The following is a 16,119-nucleotide window of genomic DNA, read 5'->3' as shown; positions in this document are numbered from 1 at the left end:
TTTATTTGAAGGAACATTCAATAGACATTCAACTAAGTCATCCAGATGACTTGTTCCATCTTTTTGGTTCCAATGAGCGCCATCTTCGTTTGATGGAAGAAGAGCTCGATGTAGTGATTCATGCCCGTACGGAAATTGTCCAGGTTATCGGAGAAGAGTCTGCCTGTGAGGAAGCCCGTCAGGTTATCCAGGCTTTGATGGTCTTGGTGAATCGGGGGATGACAGTTGGGACGCCAGATGTGGTGACTGCGATTAGCATGGTTAAAAACGATGAAATCGACAAGTTTGTCGCCCTTTACGAAGAAGAAATCATCAAGGATAATACTGGGAAGCCTATCCGTGTCAAAACCTTGGGTCAAAAACTTTATGTGGACAGTGTGAAACAGCATGATGTGACCTTTGGAATCGGACCAGCAGGGACAGGGAAGACCTTTCTTGCAGTGACCTTGGCAGTGACTGCCCTTAAACGTGGGCAGGTCAAGCGAATTATCCTCACTCGACCAGCAGTGGAAGCTGGTGAGAGTCTTGGATTTCTTCCGGGTGATCTTAAGGAGAAGGTTGATCCTTATCTTCGACCAGTTTATGATGCCTTGTATCAGATTTTAGGAAAAGACCAGACCACCCGTCTCATGGAGCGTGAAATTATCGAAATCGCGCCCCTTGCCTATATGCGTGGTCGGACCTTGGATGATGCCTTTGTCATTTTAGATGAGGCACAAAATACGACCATCATGCAGATGAAGATGTTCCTGACTCGTTTAGGATTTAATTCTAAGATGATTGTCAATGGAGATATCAGTCAGATTGACCTACCACGTAACGTCAAGTCAGGTTTGATTGATGCTCAAGAAAAGCTCAAGAACATTCACCAAATCGACTTTGTTCATTTTTCAGCCAAGGATGTGGTTCGTCATCCAGTTGTCGCTCAGATTATCCGAGCCTATGAACCAGCTCCAGTTAAGGTTGAAGAAAAGAACCAAGAAACAGAATAGCAAAAAAGCAGTTCAGATGTGAACTGCTTTTTTTCTGATTTAATGACTGATTGTTGTTAAACAAGTTCGTCGATAGACGACGTATAATCTTTATCGAGGCCTTGAGCAACTGGGAGGCTGGTCAAGTAACCTTGATAAGTGGTCACACCTTGACGCAAGCCCTCATCTTCAGAGATTGCATGTGCGAATCCTTTGCCAGCCAGAGCTTCGATATAAGGAAGAGTGACATTGGTTAGGGCGATGGTTGAAGTACGGGCGACCGCACCAGGGATATTGGCAACGGCATAGTGGAGAACACCGTGTTTCTCATAGACAGGCTCATCGTGCGTTGTCACACGGTCAGCTGTCTCGATAACACCACCTTGGTCAACAGCAACGTCAACGATGACAGAGCCTGGACGCATTTGTTTGACCATCTCATCTGTAACCAATTTTGGTGCTTTGGCACCAGGGATGAGAACCGCACCAATCACCACATCAGCATCTCTCACACTTGCTTCGATGTTGAATGAATTAGACATAAGAGTTTGGATTTGGTTTCCAAAGACTTCTTCTAGAACTGAGAGACGCTTAGCGCTGATATCTAAAATAGTTACTTGAGCACCAAGACCAAGGGCGATGCGGGCAGCATGTGTACCGACGACACCACCACCGATGATGGTTACTTTTCCTTTTGGAACACCTGGTACACCACCAAGTAGAACACCAGAGCCACCAGCTTGCTTAGTAAGGAAGTGAGCTCCGATTTGAACAGCCATACGACCTGCAACCTCACTCATAGGAACGAGGAGTGGTAGTTGTCCTTGATTGTCACGAACAGTTTCATAGGCAATTCCTGTTGTTTTTGCTGCTAACATAGCCTCTGCTAATTCTGGAGCAGCGGCCATGTGCAAGTAGGTGAAGAGGAGAAGATCGTCGCGCAAATAAGCATATTCAGAAGCTAGTGGTTCTTTTACTTTCACGACCAACTCGGCAGCCCAGGCTTCAGTAGCAGTTGCGACAATCTCAGCTCCTTGCTTTTGATAGTCAGCATCAGTAAATCCTGAGCCGAGACCAGCATTTGTTTCGATGAGGACACGATGTCCACGACTGACTAAACTGTGGACGCCAGCAGGAGTGAGGGCAACACGGTTTTCATTATTTTTAATTTCTTTTGGGATTCCGATTAACATAGAGATAACCTACCTTTCAATTGACGGTCTTGTTTTGGTTATCACATTCCAGTTCATAAATCAAAAATGTGATGGTTTTATTGTATATGAAACCGCTTCAAAAATCAAGAAAAACTTGTCATCCAAATTTATTTATGCTAGACTAGTGAGAATCAAGCTCTAATGGAGGAAAAAGTATGGAATCAATATTTGTGAAATTTGCCCAGTATCCATCTATAGAAACGGAGCGTTTATTGCTCCGACCTGTAACCTTGGACGATGCAGAAGCTATGTTTGAGTATGCCTCAGACAGAGAAAATACACGCTACACTTTTCCAACAAATCAAAGCTTAGAAGAAACTAAGAATAACATTGCTCAGTTTTATTTGGCTAATCCCTTGGGCCGTTGGGGAATCGAATTAAAAAATAACGGCAAGTTTATTGGAACCATTGACTTGCACAAGATTGATCCTGTTCTTAAGAAGGCAGCTATTGGTTATATTATCAACCAAAAGTATTGGAATCAAGGATTGACGACAGAAGCCAATCGTGCCGTGATTGAACTGGCTTTTGAGAAGATTGGAATGAACAAGTTGACCGCTCTTCACGATAAGGATAATCCCGCATCAGGAAAGGTCATGGAGAAATCAGGTATGCGTTTTTCCCACGAAGAACCCTATGCCAGAATGGATAATAAAGAACCAGGACGAATCGTCACAAGGGTTCATTATGTCTTGACTAAGGAAGACTATTTTGCAAATAAATAAGCAGTTGAAAAGAAATTTTCGACTGTTTTTTCTTCCTCTTACGAATAATTTAAGAGAGGAGAAAATATGGAAGCAATTATCGAGAAAATCAAAGAGTATAAAATCATTGTCATTTGTGCTGGTTTGGGTTTGGCCTTGGGCGGATTTTTCCTACTAAAGCCAACTTCACAAACACCCGTCAAAGAAAAGAATTTGCAGGCTGAAGTTGCAGCTATTTCAAAGGATTCATCATCTGAAAAAGAAGTGAAGAAGGAAGAAAAGGACGAATCTCCTGAACAAGATCTGATCACAGTGGATGTCAAAGGTGCTGTCAAATCGCCAGGGATTTATGATTTGCCAGTAGGAAGTCGAGTTCATAATGCCGTTCAGAAGGCGGGTGGATTGACAGAGGAAGCAGATAGTAAATCGCTCAATCTCGCTCAGAAAGTCAGTGACGAGGCTCTTGTCTATGTTCCAAGTAAGGGAGAGGAAGCAGCTAGTCAGCAGGCTGCCTCTGGAACGACTCCTTCAACAAGTAAAGAAAAGAAGGTCAACCTTAATAAAGCTAGTCTGGAAGAACTAAAGCAGGTCAAAGGCTTGGGAGGAAAACGAGCCCAGGATATTATCGATCATCGTGAGGCAAATGGCAAGTTCAAGTCGGTAGATGAATTAAAGAAAGTCTCTGGTATTGGCGCTAAGACCATAGAAAAGTTAAAAGACTATGTTACAGTGGATTAAGAATTTCCCTATCCCCCTAATCTATCTGAGCTTTTTGTTACTCTGGCTTTACTACGCCATTTTTGGAGTGTCCTATCTCGCATTGCTAGGTTTTGTTTTTTTGCTTGTCTGTCTCTTTTCCCAATTTCCTTGGAAATCCGCTGGTAAAGTTCTAGCAATCTGCGGAGTTTTTGGATTTTGGTTTCTGTTTCAAACTTGGCAACAGACACAAGCTAGTCAAAACCTAGTGGATTCTGTTGAAAGGGTACGGATTTTGACTGACACTATTAAGATCAATGGTGATAGTCTGTACTTTCGGGGCAAGGCTGAGGGTCGCACCTTCCAAGTTTATTATAAACTCCAGTCTGAGGAGGAGAAAGAGCAATTTCAAGCCTTAACAGATCTTCACGAGATTGAACTTGAAGGAAAACTTTCGGAGCCAGAAGGGCAGAGAAATTTTGGTGGATTTAACTACCAAGTCTATCTAAAGACTCAAGGGATTTACCAAACACTTACTATCAAGAGCATCCAGTCACTTAAAAAGGTTAGCAGTTGGGATATAGGTGAAAATTTATCAAGTTTACGTCGAAAGGCTGTAGTTTGGATCAAGACGCACTTTCCAGACCCTATGCGCAACTATATGACAGGTCTTCTGTTAGGACATCTGGATACGGACTTTGAGGAGATGAATGAACTTTATTCTAGTCTAGGAATTATCCATCTCTTTGCCTTGTCGGGTATGCAGGTGGGCTTCTTTATGGATGCCTTTAAGAAACTCCTCTTACGATTGGGCTTGACCCAAGAAAAGTTGAAGTGGCTGACCTATCCCTTTTCCCTTATCTATGCAGGTCTGACAGGATTTTCAGCATCTGTCATTCGCAGTCTCTTTCAAAAGTTACTAGCCCAACATGGTGTTAAGGGCTTGGACAATTTTGCTTTGACGGTGCTTGTACTCTTTATCATCATGCCCAATTTTTTCCTAACTGCAGGAGGGGGCTTGTCCTGTGCCTACGCTTTTATCTTGACCATGACAAGCAAAGAAGGGGAGGGGCTCAAGGCTGTTGCCAGAGAAAGTCTGGTCATTTCCTTGGGAATATTGCCCATTCTATCCTTCTATTTTTCAGAATTTCAGCCTTGGTCTATTCTTTTGACCTTTATCTTTTCTTTTCTGTTTGACTTGGTATTCTTACCACTTTTGTCCATCTTATTCATTCTGTCTTTTGTTTACCCAGTCACTCAGTTTAACATTGTCTTTGAGTGGTTGGAGGACATCATTCGCTTGGTATCGCAGCTGGCAAGCAGGCCTCTGGTCTTTGGTCAACCCAATGCATGGCTTTTGATTCTTCTCTTAGTTTCATTAGCCTTGGTATATGACATGAGAAAAAACATCAAAAGACTAGCAGGGTTCAGTCTCTTTATTGTGGGTCTCTTTTTCTTGACCAAGTATCCACTGGAAAATGAAATTACCATGCTGGATGTAGGGCAAGGGGAAAGTATTTTCCTACGGGATGTAACAGGTAAAACCATTCTCATAGACGTGGGAGGCAAGGCAGAGTCTGATAAGAAAATCGAAAAATGGCAAGAAAAGGCGATGACCAGCAATGCCCAGCGAACCGTGATTCCCTATCTAAAAAGTCGCGGAGTAGCTAGGATTGACCAGCTGATTTTGACCAACACAGACAAGGAACATGTTGGTGATTTGCTAGAGGTGACCAAGGCTTTCCATGTTGGGGAGATTTTAGTATCAAAAGGAAGTTTAACACAGAAAGAATTTGTAGCAGAATTAGAAGCAAGTCAAATCAAGGTGCGCAGTGTGAAAGCGGGGGAGAATTTCCCGATTTTTGGTGGTTACTTAGAAGTTCTATCTCCAAGGCAGATTGGAGATGGAAGTCATAGTGATTCCCTCCTTCTTTATGGAAAACTTCTGGATAAGCACTTTCTCTTCACTGGAAACTTGAAAGAGAAGGGAGAGAAAGACTTGCTGAAGCATTATCCAGACCTAGAGGTGGATGTCTTGAAAGCAGGCCAACATGGTGCTAAAACCTCATCCAATCCAGCTTTCCTAGAAAAACTCAAACCAGAAATTACTCTCATTTCAGTTGGAAAAAACAATCGTGCGAAACTCCCCCATCAGGAAGCCTTGACACGACTGGAAAGTATCAAGAGTAAGATTTACCGAACTGACCAGCAAGGAGCTATTCGCTTTAAAGGATGGAATAGTTGGCGAATTGAAACGGTTCGATAAAATAGACAAAGTTTTTTAAAAATTGACTTTTTATCTTGACAAGGGATAGAAAACTTGGTATCATGTAAGAGTTGAGAAAAGCAGAAGTGAGAGCTTCTCGCCTTGTGACATCAAGTTGCCTGGCCCTACGGATGAAAAGTTTCTAAGAAACGCTATCATAACGTGCGGGCTTGTATCATTACGAGCCCGCTCTTGTTTTTCTCTAATAATAAAAAAGAGGTGAAAACCATAGCAAAGCAAGACTTATTCATCAATGATGAAATTCGTGTACGTGAAGTTCGCTTGATCGGTCTTGAGGGAGAACAGCTAGGCATCAAGCCACTCAGCGAAGCGCAAGCATTGGCTGATAGTGCAAATGTTGACTTAGTATTGATTCAACCCCAAGCAAAACCGCCTGTTGCTAAAATTATGGACTACGGTAAGTTCAAATTTGAGTACCAGAAAAAGCAAAAAGAACAACGTAAAAAACAAAGTGTTGTTACTGTGAAAGAAGTTCGTCTGAGTCCAACTATTGACAAGGGAGACTTTGACACAAAACTTCGCAATGCACGTAAATTCCTTGAAAAAGGAAATAAAGTTAAGGTATCTATCCGCTTTAAGGGTCGTATGATTACCCATAAAGAGATTGGTGCAAAAGTTTTAGCCGAGTTTGCTGAAGCAACACAAGATATTGCCATCATCGAACAACGAGCTAAGATGGATGGACGCCAAATGTTCATGCAGTTGGCGCCAGCAACTGACAAAAAATAATTGTCAGAAAGTTAAATAAAGGAGAAAAAATCATGCCAAAACAAAAAACACACCGCGCATCAGCTAAACGTTTCAAACGTACAGGTTCTGGTGGACTTAAACGTTTCCGTGCTTACACTTCTCACCGTTTCCACGGAAAAACTAAGAAACAACGTCGTCATCTTCGTAAAGCATCTATGGTGCATTCAGGAGATTTCAAACGTATCAAAGCAATGCTTACTCGCTTGAAATAATAGCCTAACAGTAAGTAAACAATTCTAGGAAATATTTGGAGGAAATAAAACATGGCACGTGTTAAAGGTGGCGTTGTATCACGCAAACGTCGTAAACGTATTCTTAAATTAGCAAAAGGTTACTATGGAGCTAAACACATCTTGTTCCGCACTGCAAAAGAACAAGTAATGAACTCTTACTACTATGCATACCGTGACCGTCGTCAGAAAAAACGTGACTTCCGTAAATTGTGGATCACTCGTATCAATGCGGCAGCTCGTTTGAACGGACTTTCATACTCACAATTGATGCATGGTTTGAAATTGGCTGAGATCGAAGTTAACCGTAAAATGCTTGCTGACTTGGCTGTTAACGATGCAGCAGCTTTCACAGCTCTTGCAGATGCAGCTAAAGCAAAACTTGGTAAATAATAATTGATAAGACTGGAACAGGATTGTCCCAGTCTTTTTAAAAATAAAGGAGAATATATGGCTTCAAAAATGTTACACACTTGTTTGCGAGTAGAAAACCTTGAAAAATCAATCGCATTTTATCAAGATGCTTTTGGATTTAAAGAATTGCGTCGCAGAGATTTTCCAGATCATGCCTTCACGATTGTCTATCTAGGACTTGATGGTGATGACTACGAGTTGGAGTTGACCTATAACTACGATCACGGTCCTTACGTGGTGGGAGATGGCTTTGCCCATATCGCTCTCAGCACACCTGACCTTGAGGCCCTACATCAAGAACATAGTGCTAAAGGCTATGAGGTTACAGCCCCTAATGGACTTCCAGGAACTCAACCAAACTATTACTTTGTCAAGGATCCTGATGGCTACAAGGTCGAAGTTATTCGTGAAAAATAATCCAGTGAAGTCAAGTAGAATGTTCGTTTTCTACTTGACTTTTTTTCTTTGAAAGAGTATACTAATAAAAATTTAACCTTTAAGGGGAGTCCAGAGAGACTCACAAGGTGTCAGATAAAAGGGATAGTGGGCTCTCTGTGGAGACTTTTTAAGTGTGCGCATGAGTTCTAGCCTAACCCAACTGAGGCCTTGCATTAGCAAGGCCTTTTCTTTATCTGGTCCCCTTAAATTTAAGGAGGAAAAGTCATGAATCCCACATGTAAGAAGCGTTTGGGTGCCATTCGTTTGGAAACCATGAAGGTGGTCGCACAAGAGGAAATTGCGCCAGCAATCTTTGAATTAGTCCTAGAAGGGGAGATGGTTGAAGCCATGCGAGCCGGCCAATTTCTTCATCTGCGTGTACCTGATGATGCCCATCTCTTACGCCGCCCTATTTCAATTTCGTCTATTGACAAAGCAAACAAGCAGTGTCACCTCATTTATCGGATTGAGGGGGCTGGGACAGCTATTTTTTCAACCTTAAGTCAGGGAGATACTCTTGATGTGATGGGGCCTCAGGGAAATGGTTTTGACTTGTCTGATTTAGACAATCAGAGCCAAGTTCTCCTCGTTGGTGGGGGGATTGGTGTTCCGCCCTTGCTTGAGGTGGCTAAGGAATTGCATGCGCGTGGGGTGACAGTAGTGACAGTCCTCGGTTTTGCGACTAAGGATGCTGTTATTCTCGAAACCGAATTGGCCCAATATGGTCAGGTCTTTGTAACGACAGATGATGGTTCTTATGGCATCAAGGGAAATGTTTCTGTTGTTATCAATGATTTAGACAGTCAATTTGATGCGGTTTACTCATGTGGAGCGCCTGGAATGATGAAGTATATCAATCAAACCTTTTATGATCATCCAAGAGCCTATCTATCTCTAGAATCTCGTATGGCTTGTGGGATGGGAGCTTGCTATGCCTGCGTTCTAAAAGTGCCAGATAGTGAGACCGTCAGCCAACGTGTCTGTGAAGATGGCCCTGTTTTCCGCACAGGAACAGTTGTATTATAAGGAGAAGGTTATGACTAACAAACGTTTACAAGTTTCTCTACCAGGCTTGGATTTGAAAAATCCTATTATCCCAGCCTCAGGCTGTTTTGGTTTCGGCCAAGAGTATGCCAAGTACTATGATTTAGACCTTTTAGGCTCTATTATGATCAAGGCAACGACTCTAGAACCACGTTTTGGCAATCCAACTCCAAGGGTGGCAGAAACACCTGCTGGTATGCTCAATGCAATCGGTTTGCAAAATCCAGGTTTAGAAGCTGTTTTAGCTGAAAAGTTGCCTTGGCTGGAAAGAGAGTATCCTACGCTTCCCATCATCGCTAATGTAGCTGGCTTTTCAAAACAAGAGTACGCTGCCGTTTCTCAGGGGATTTCCAAGGCTACAAATGTAAAAGCTATCGAGCTCAATATCTCCTGTCCGAATGTAGATCACGGCAATCATGGACTTTTGATTGGGCAAGATCCTGACTTGGCTTATGAAGTGGTAAAAGCGGCTGTGGAAGCCTCTGATGTGCCAGTTTATGTTAAGTTAACCCCTAGCGTGACGGATATCGTCACCGTCGCAAAGGCAGCAGAGGATGCAGGAGCAAGTGGGTTAACCATGATTAATACTCTAGTCGGTATGCGCTTTAACCTCAAAACTCGCAAACCAATCTTGGCCAATGGAACGGGTGGAATGTCAGGTCCAGCAGTCTTTCCAGTAGCTCTCAAACTCATCCGTCAAGTCGCCCAAACAACAGACCTGCCTATCATTGGAATGGGGGGAGTAGATTCGGCAGAAGCTGCTTTAGAAATGTATCTGGCTGGCGCATCTGCCATCGGAGTTGGAACAGCCAACTTTACCAATCCTTATGCCTGTCCTGATATCATCGAAAATTTACCAAAAGTCATGGACAAATATGGCATTAGCAGTTTGGAAGATCTCCGTCAGGAAGTCAAAGCCAGTCTGAGATAAGCTAGGTCTTCCTTATTGTCAACAAGAAATAGAATCTTCATCAATTTGTAATATTTCCGTTAGTTAACTATGTTACAATAGGTTCCATAAAATAGTAATAGTGTAGATAGTTTTTTACTGAGGAGAATAAAATGAAGAAGATACTACTTGCAAGTACTGTCGTTCTTTCTATGGCAGGATTTGCAAAGACATCTGTATATGCTGAAGAATCTCAGATTACGAAAAAAACTCAGACCACAGATGTAGTCGAGAAAAAAGAAGAAGCTACTGCCAAGAAAGAAGTTCCCCAAGTGGAGCCCAAGAAAGAGCCGGTTGTAAAAGAGGAAAATTCTTCTAAAGATGACTCATCAGATGACTCATCCAAAAAGGAAAAAAACGAGGAAGTTATCAAGGAAGGTTGGAAAAAAGAGCAAGGAAACTGGCGTTTTTATGAAAATAACCAGTCTGTCGTAAACTGGAAAAAAATTGGTGGCGTCTGGTATTACTTTGATAAAGATGGTGTCATGCTTAGTCGCACCATCTATAATGACTATCTCTTCCAGGGTAGTGGTGCCATGGCAGAAAACGATTGGGTTAAAATATCTGACAAGTGGTACCATGCAACAGCTTCAGGCAAGATTTCTCGCGACAAATGGGAAAAGATTGAAGGCATCTGGTATTACTTTGATAAAGATGGTGTCATGCTTAGTCGCACCATCTATAATGACTATCTCTTCCAAGGTAGTGGTGCCATGGCAGAAAACGATTGGGTGAAAATATCTGACAAGTGGTACTATGCAACAGCTTCGGGAAAGATTTCTCGCAATAAGTGGGAAAAGATTGAAGGCGTCTGGTATTACTTTGATAAAGATGGTGTCATGCTTAGCCGTACCATCTATAATGACTATCTTTTCCAAGGTAGTGGTGCCATGGCAGAAAATGATTGGGTAAAAATTTCTGACAAGTGGTACCATGCAACAGCTTCAGGCAAGATTTCCCGCAATAAATGGGAAAAAATCAAAGGAACATGGTACTATTTTAATAGCGATGGTGTGATGGCAAGTAGCCAGTGGAAAAGTGATTACTATCTGAAAGATAGTGGCGCTATGGCGGAAAAAGAGTGGATTTTTGATAAATCCTACAATAGCTGGTTCTACTTGAAATCAGGTGGGGCCTACGCTTCCCGTGAATGGATTGGATCATACTACCTTAAATCTGGTGGCTATATGGCCAAAAATGAATGGATTTTTGACAAAGATTACGATGCTTGGTACTATCTAAAAGATGATGGCCGATATGTAACAGGTACTTTTACGATCAAAGGTAAAGAGTATTCCTTCCAGAATAACGGGAAGTGGATCTCAGAGGCAAAATATTACAAAGTGAAGCCAATTACTGCTTATGTTTATAGTGCTTCTGGTGAAAGATTGAGTTATGTATCAAAGGGAACTATCGTCTCACTTGGAGATGCACAATCTAAAAAAGATAGTCAAATACCAGTCAATATTTCTGGTTTATCAGGCTTCATGAATAAAAGTGATTTAGAAGCTATTGATAAGGACAGTGAATTTGTCCCTCATTATACAAGTGATGGCAAGTATTTTTACCATGAGTTATCACCTTATGTAAGTCTCCGTGTTGCGCCACATAGCTCAGCTATGACTATTGGTAAGAAATATTATTCAACTGATGGGATTCATTTTGATGGCTTTACCATTGAAAATCCCTTCCTCTTTAGAAATTTGACTAAACCAAGTAATTACAGTGCAGCCGAATTGGATAAAGTTTATTCTTTGATGAACATTAGGAATAGTCGCCTCGCTGGTAAGGGTGCTATTTTTAAGGAAGCTGAGAAACGCTATGGTATAAATGCCCTTTACTTGATGGCGCATAGTGCACTCGAGAGCGCTTGGGGTCGGAGCCAGATTGCCAAGGATAAGAATAACTTCTTTGGAATTGCAGCTTATGATTCGAGCCCATATGCCTCAGCCAAAAAATTTGATGATGTGGACAAGGGGATTCTCGGTGCGGCTAAGTGGATTCGTGAGAACTATATTGACCGTGGAAGAGACCACCTTGGGAACAAAGCTTCTGGTATGAATGTACGCTATGCTTCTGACCCATACTGGGGAGAGAAAATTGCCAGTATCATGATGACCATCAATAGCAAACTTGGTGGGAAAGACTAATCAAAAGAACTCAACGGTAACTACTGAAAAGTGGTTATCGTTTTTGTTTTGGACATTGGAGGGAAAATAGTATGATAACAGTCTCTTTAGTCTTGAATAATTAACAAAATGATAGTAGAATGAAAGAGGAGATATTAATCTAATCACTATATAAAAATAAAGGGGATTTTTATGAAAAAGCTACTATCCTTCTCAATTGCCTTGCTTTCAATCACAACACTAGTTGCGTGTTCTGGACATAAGGTAGAATCAAAGGTTCCAGAAGAAAAAGTCGAGCAGAAGCAAGTCAAGTTCGATGAAAAGTTGTTTAAAGAAGCTGGACTCTTGCCTTTTAAAAATGAAAAGCAACTAGAACTTGGGAAATTGGATTCTAAATCACGCGCAACGGGTGCTCATATTCAACTTAAGGACAGTGATGAGCCAACAGAGAAGAGAGAGCCTAAGATAAGTTATAACCCGGTTGGTTGGCACAACTATAATTTTTATTATGGAGATGGCTCTAAAAAGGCTTGGTTGATGAATCGAGGTCACTTGATTGGTTACCAGTTTAGTGGATTAAACGATGAAAAGAAAAACTTGGTTCCTATGACTAACTGGCTCAACGCTGGAACATATTATGGTACAGACAATACAAATCAAGAAAGTATGCTTTATTATGAAAATCGATTGGACTCTTGGTTGGCCAATCACCCGAACTACTATCTTGACTACAAGGTGACTCCAATCTATCAGAAAGATGAATTGATTCCGAGACAGATTGAATTGCAGTATGTGGGAATTGATGAAAATGGCAAACTCTTGGAAATCAAATTGGGTGGTAGTAAGGAAAAGGTTGATCAGTATTCAGTGACGCATGTTGTTTTAGACAATGTTTCAGCTAATGCGGAAATCAATTACTTAGATGGTACGGCTAAAAATACAGTCGAAAACAAAGAAGAAAAAGCTAAGAAGGAAGCTGAGGAAAAAGCCAAGAAAGAGGCTGAAGAAAAAGAAGCAGCTGAAAAGAAAGCAAAAGAAGAAGAGCAGGAAAAAGCTCGCCAAGCCGCACAAGAAAAGGAAGAAAGCCGAGAATCAAACTCGCAATCAACAAATTCAGGTGGCTACTTTAGAGATAGAAAAGGGAGATGGCACAGACCAAATGGTAAATTTGCTTCTAAGAAAGAAATCAGAGAAGCTGGATTGCAGTGGTAGGAGGAATTTAGTAGATATACAGTCAAAAAGCCGTTGGGAAACGGTTTTTTGTTATAATTAAATGAAGAATGTAGAATTAAAGGAGAACATCATGACTTTTGAAGAAATCCTGCCTGGGTTAAAGGCCAAGAAAAAATATGTACGAACTGGTTGGGGAGGGGCTGAAAACTATGTCCAACTCTTTGACACTATCGAACAAAACGGGATTGCACTTGAAGTGACGCCCTATTTCCTAATCAACGTGTCTGGGGAGGGAGAAGGTTTTTCCATGTGGAGCCCGACACCTTGTGATGTTTTGGCAACAGATTGGGTAGAAGTGCATGACTAGATGTGTATTGATTACGGGAGTGAGTTCAGGGATTGGTCTGGCTCAAGCTCGACTCTTTTTAGAGAAGGGTTATCAAGTTTATGGAGTTGACCAAGGTGAAAAGCCAGTCTTAAACGGTGATTTCCACTTTTTACAGAGAGATTTGACCTTGGACTTGGAGCCAATTTTTGACTGGTGTCCTTATGTGGATGTTTTGTGCAATACTGCAGGAGTTTTGGATGATTACAAACCCTTATTGGAACAATCAGACCAGGAAATTCAAGAGATTTTTGAAATCAACTACGTGACTCCTGTTGAGTTGACTCGCTATTATTTGACGCAAATGCTGGAAAATAAAAAGGGAATTATCATCAATATGTGTTCGATTGCCTCAAGTCTAGCTGGCGGAGGTGGTCACGCCTATACCTCGTCTAAGCATGCCTTAGCTGGCTTTACCAAGCAGTTGGCTCTAGACTATGCTGAAGCTGGTATTCAGGTTTTTGGGATTGCTCCAGGAGCAGTCAAGACAGCCATGACTGCTGCCGACTTTGAACTAGGTGGATTGGCTGACTGGGTGGCTAGTGAAACGCCAATCAAGCGCTGGATTGAGCCAGAGGAAGTAGCAGAGCTCAGTCTTTTCTTAGCAAGTGGAAAGGCGAGCGCCATGCAAGGGCAAATTTTGACAATAGATGGTGGCTGGTCTTTGAAGTAGGAGGAGATAGATGGAAATCAAAAAACACTTTGGAGTCTATGCTGTTTGCTTTGAAAACGGGAAGTTACTCTGCATTGAAAAAACGAGAGGCCCTTATCAACATCGTTATGATCTACCTGGAGGCAGTCAGCAACTTGGTGAAGGACTGACGGAAACGCTGATTAGAGAAGTTATGGAAGAGACAGGATTCACTGTTAGAAGCTACTCCAATCCTCGAATCTACGATGTTTTCGTCAGGGAAGAGTTAACAAATTTTACTGTTCACCATATCATGGCCTTGTATGATGTTGAAATGAATGAGATTGCACCTCAAGTTACTATTTCGGATGCTGTGTCTGATGATGCGAATGATTCACTCGGATATATTTGGATGGATATTCAAAAAATCACAGAAGAAAATGCATCGCCATTAGTCTTGAAGGCTAAGTCTGAATTATTAGGATTTCCAGAACTGGACAAGACTTCCTACATGAATTGGAAGGTGAGAGATGAAAAATTATTCAGTGGATGAAAGTATATTTCAGTATCCTGAATCATTTAAAAAATGGTAGAACTCAATTTAGTTGATTTTGATATTTGGTATTTTTTAGATTCAGAATGGGCGTTATCTCTGTACAAGGGCTTGCAGGAAAGGTACCCAACAAGAAAGTTGATTCCATTCGCTAAAAGAGGAGATTGTGATGATACAGCTTGTTTTGAAATTGGTAAAGGCAATAAAGTTCAACTCATTCATGACTTTGCTGCAGAAGGCTGGGAGCAACGGGAAGAGTTTAATGACTTTTGGGAATGGGTAGAATATGCAGTCAACTGCATGATAGAATATAATAAAGATGATGGGATAGAGTAAAGGCTTATTGTAAGTATTAAAAGGAGTAGATACATGAATGTTAAAGAACTAATCGAAGAGGTTGAAAATGATGCTGAGTTAGTATCGTATTTAAACCTGGTCCCCAAAAAGAATAAGAAAACTCAGATGGATGCTATGCATGTTCTCAATCGCTTAAGTTATATCTTGTATCTGTCCGATAATACTGCTTTAGCTCAGTCAATGATTGATAAAATGGTTCAAGTTGACTTTGACGGTGATTATCGCTATTGGGAACCTGTGCAAAATTCTGCTTTACTGGCTATTCTGATAGATGAAGAAAAATATCTAACACAAGTAAGAGATAGGATTCTCTATGCATTAAATTATGGTGATGAAGTGAGTGTATTTGGGAAAAGAAAGGTACACAAACGTTTTTTGACAGGTTTTAGATTAAACTCTCTTCAAACAGAATTAGAGAAAGCCAAGGATGAAGTTTCACAAATGAATAAAAGAATGGGAATCTTATTTCATTTATTGTATTTAAAAGCTTTTTCCAATGAATTGGAAATCGATCGGGATTTAGTTAATAATGAGATTCAAAGCACGATTTTAATTCTTCGTGACTATATTTTAATAAATGGATTTAAGCAACTCTATCCCTTTAAATAAAAAAGTAAATGAAAAGGAGCAACCCATGACACCGCAAGAAATGTGGAATGCCTATAAGCAAATTAACCCCTCGATTGGAGATGAGATAGATGCCTGGGCTTTTGGAGTGGAAGCTGATCTCTTGGCCGACTTGGTTCTAAGAGGCGAAAAAACTGCAACAGCATCAGCTTACGACCTCTACGCACTAGAAGACGAATCTCTTCCACAAGAAGGAACCTTCAATTTCATTTTAGACAGTCAAGGTCAGGCTGTCTGCATTGTCGAAATTACCAAGGTTTCCGTTCAGCCTTTCAATCAAGTTTCTGCAGACCATGCCTACAAGGAAGGTGAGGGAGACAAATCTTTAGCCTATTGGCGCCAGGTTCATGAGGACTGTTTCACCGAGTGGATGAGGGAGGCTGGACTGACTTTTACATCTGACAGCAAGGTCGTTTTGGAAGAATTTCGCAAGGTCTACCCACTGTAGATTGTAGAAGGAAGAAAGTTTTGAAAATTACCGTCCAATCCTTTTTTCTAAAGCAAAACATGATATAATAAGTTTGTTTGAAGAAGAGTAGCAGCTCTTAAACTTAGAATAGGAGAAAA

General features: G+C 41.2%; 19 protein-coding genes and 1 other annotated feature. Of the genes, 18 read left to right on the top strand and 1 reads right to left on the bottom strand.

What is annotated here, in order from left to right; genetic code table 11:
* The first annotated feature begins 5 nt into the window (after positions 1 to 5).
* Positions 6 to 992, top strand: coding sequence for a PhoH family protein (locus ACVX3R_RS05795; RefSeq protein ID WP_000658168.1), 987 nt, complete (start codon positions 6 to 8; stop codon positions 990 to 992).
* A gap of 56 nt (positions 993 to 1,048) precedes the next feature.
* Here the strand turns inward: ACVX3R_RS05795 and ald are convergent, their stop codons facing one another.
* Positions 1,049 to 2,164: an alanine dehydrogenase gene (gene ald, locus ACVX3R_RS05790; protein ID WP_458794528.1), complete on the bottom strand. Its 1,116-nt coding sequence runs from the start codon at positions 2,162 to 2,164 to the stop codon at positions 1,049 to 1,051.
* Positions 2,165 to 2,340: 176 nt separating this feature from the next.
* Here ald and ACVX3R_RS05785 point away from each other — a divergent pair, with 176 nt between their 5' ends.
* The 17 genes from ACVX3R_RS05785 to ACVX3R_RS05705 all read left to right on the top strand — a co-directional run bounded on the left by ACVX3R_RS05785 (position 2,341) and on the right by ACVX3R_RS05705 (position 16,000).
* Entirely contained in the window at positions 2,341 to 2,910 is a 570-nt protein-coding gene (locus ACVX3R_RS05785) for a GNAT family N-acetyltransferase (protein ID WP_458794527.1), read from the top strand.
* 66 nt (positions 2,911 to 2,976) lie between these two features.
* Complete coding sequence (locus ACVX3R_RS05780) at positions 2,977 to 3,627, top strand: helix-hairpin-helix domain-containing protein (protein ID WP_458794526.1); 651 nt, start codon at positions 2,977 to 2,979, stop codon at positions 3,625 to 3,627.
* A complete protein-coding gene (locus ACVX3R_RS05775; RefSeq protein ID WP_458794525.1) occupies positions 3,611 to 5,851 on the top strand; it encodes a DNA internalization-related competence protein ComEC/Rec2 in 2,241 nt (746 codons plus the stop codon). The genes ACVX3R_RS05780 and ACVX3R_RS05775 overlap by 17 nt, the downstream gene beginning before the upstream one ends.
* Positions 5,852 to 5,923: 72 nt before the next feature.
* Positions 5,924 to 6,055 (top strand) — a sequence feature (ribosomal protein L20 leader region).
* Between the two features lie 15 nt (positions 6,056 to 6,070).
* The gene (infC, locus tag ACVX3R_RS05770; protein ID WP_000848184.1) at positions 6,071 to 6,601 is read left to right on the top strand and encodes a translation initiation factor IF-3; all 531 of its coding nucleotides are present in this window, start codon (positions 6,071 to 6,073) and stop codon (positions 6,599 to 6,601) included.
* Positions 6,602 to 6,633: 32 nt separating this feature from the next.
* Entirely contained in the window at positions 6,634 to 6,834 is a 201-nt protein-coding gene (rpmI, locus tag ACVX3R_RS05765; protein WP_001125942.1) for a 50S ribosomal protein L35, read from the top strand.
* A gap of 51 nt (positions 6,835 to 6,885) precedes the next feature.
* The gene (gene rplT / locus ACVX3R_RS05760; RefSeq protein WP_000124830.1) at positions 6,886 to 7,245 is read left to right on the top strand and encodes a 50S ribosomal protein L20; all 360 of its coding nucleotides are present in this window, start codon (positions 6,886 to 6,888) and stop codon (positions 7,243 to 7,245) included.
* 57 nt (positions 7,246 to 7,302) lie between these two features.
* Entirely contained in the window at positions 7,303 to 7,683 is a 381-nt protein-coding gene (gene gloA, locus ACVX3R_RS05755; RefSeq protein WP_000157147.1) for a lactoylglutathione lyase, read from the top strand.
* Between the two features lie 246 nt (positions 7,684 to 7,929).
* A complete protein-coding gene (locus ACVX3R_RS05750) occupies positions 7,930 to 8,730 on the top strand; it encodes a dihydroorotate dehydrogenase electron transfer subunit (RefSeq protein WP_057488996.1) in 801 nt (266 codons plus the stop codon).
* Positions 8,693 to 9,679, top strand: a complete 987-nt coding sequence (locus ACVX3R_RS05745) for a dihydroorotate dehydrogenase (RefSeq protein ID WP_458794524.1) — start codon at positions 8,693 to 8,695, stop codon at positions 9,677 to 9,679. Before ACVX3R_RS05750 ends, ACVX3R_RS05745 begins: the two co-directional genes overlap by 38 nt.
* Before the next feature lie 131 nt (positions 9,680 to 9,810).
* Positions 9,811 to 11,847, top strand: coding sequence for a glucosaminidase domain-containing protein (locus ACVX3R_RS05740; RefSeq protein ID WP_458794523.1), 2,037 nt, complete (start codon positions 9,811 to 9,813; stop codon positions 11,845 to 11,847).
* A gap of 171 nt (positions 11,848 to 12,018) precedes the next feature.
* On the top strand, positions 12,019 to 13,038 hold the full coding sequence (locus ACVX3R_RS05735) for a DNA/RNA non-specific endonuclease (protein WP_458794522.1): 1,020 nt from the start codon (positions 12,019 to 12,021) through the stop codon (positions 13,036 to 13,038).
* A gap of 91 nt (positions 13,039 to 13,129) precedes the next feature.
* Complete coding sequence (locus tag ACVX3R_RS05730) at positions 13,130 to 13,366, top strand: DUF2829 domain-containing protein (RefSeq protein ID WP_049479736.1); 237 nt, start codon at positions 13,130 to 13,132, stop codon at positions 13,364 to 13,366.
* The gene (locus ACVX3R_RS05725; RefSeq protein ID WP_458794521.1) at positions 13,359 to 14,057 is read left to right on the top strand and encodes a 3-oxoacyl-ACP reductase; all 699 of its coding nucleotides are present in this window, start codon (positions 13,359 to 13,361) and stop codon (positions 14,055 to 14,057) included. The genes ACVX3R_RS05730 and ACVX3R_RS05725 overlap by 8 nt, the downstream gene beginning before the upstream one ends.
* A gap of 10 nt (positions 14,058 to 14,067) precedes the next feature.
* Positions 14,068 to 14,568 carry an NUDIX hydrolase gene (locus ACVX3R_RS05720; protein ID WP_458794520.1) on the top strand — a complete coding sequence of 167 codons (501 nt, stop codon included), beginning with the start codon at positions 14,068 to 14,070 and terminating at the stop codon, positions 14,566 to 14,568.
* A gap of 33 nt (positions 14,569 to 14,601) precedes the next feature.
* Positions 14,602 to 14,904: a hypothetical protein gene (locus tag ACVX3R_RS05715; RefSeq protein ID WP_458794519.1), complete on the top strand. Its 303-nt coding sequence runs from the start codon at positions 14,602 to 14,604 to the stop codon at positions 14,902 to 14,904.
* 33 nt (positions 14,905 to 14,937) lie between these two features.
* The gene (locus ACVX3R_RS05710) at positions 14,938 to 15,534 is read left to right on the top strand and encodes a DUF6707 family protein (RefSeq protein ID WP_084933310.1); all 597 of its coding nucleotides are present in this window, start codon (positions 14,938 to 14,940) and stop codon (positions 15,532 to 15,534) included.
* 25 nt (positions 15,535 to 15,559) lie between these two features.
* Positions 15,560 to 16,000 carry an ASCH domain-containing protein gene (locus ACVX3R_RS05705; protein ID WP_458794518.1) on the top strand — a complete coding sequence of 147 codons (441 nt, stop codon included), beginning with the start codon at positions 15,560 to 15,562 and terminating at the stop codon, positions 15,998 to 16,000.
* Positions 16,001 to 16,119 lie beyond the last annotated feature (119 nt).

The organism is Streptococcus sp. 517s (genome assembly GCF_054445985.1).
This window is presented reverse-complemented; position numbering and strand designations above follow the sequence as displayed.